Raw genomic sequence first — 409 nt, forward strand, 5'->3', positions numbered from 1 at the left:
GGATCCGGTTGGCGAGCAGCGCGTACTGGTCGGCGCTTCCGGACTTCTGAATGTAGTCGGTGACGCCGGCCGAGATCGCGTCGCTGGCGACCTCCTCGCTCCCCTTGCCGGTGTGGAGGATGAACGGGAGGTCGGGGTGGTCGTCGCGGACGGTCTCGAGGAACTCGATCCCGTTTTGTCCCGGCATGTCGTAATCGGAGATCACGCAGTCGAACGACTCGTCGGCCAGCCTGGCCGACCCCTCGGTCCCGCTCGACACGATCTCGACGTCGAACCGGTCGTCTTCGCGTCCGAGAAAGGTCGCAGCCATCTCTGCGAACTCCGGCTCGTCGTCGACGTACAGGACGCGGATCGAGTCGGTTATCGGCTCCATCTGTGCTACCAATTGTCGAATAATCACATCTGGAAG

At 62.8% G+C, this 409-nt stretch carries 1 protein-coding gene; it reads right to left on the minus strand.

Going from position 1 to position 409, the window contains the following annotated elements:
• A partial coding sequence (locus tag EXE42_RS17125) for a response regulator (RefSeq protein ID WP_137707077.1) occupies window positions 1-373 on the minus strand: 373 nt, incomplete at its 3' end.
• Window positions 374-409 lie beyond the last annotated feature (36 nt).

Source organism: Halorubrum sp. SP3 (genome assembly GCF_005435195.1).
GTDB lineage: Archaea > Halobacteriota > Halobacteria > Halobacteriales > Haloferacaceae > Halorubrum > Halorubrum sodomense.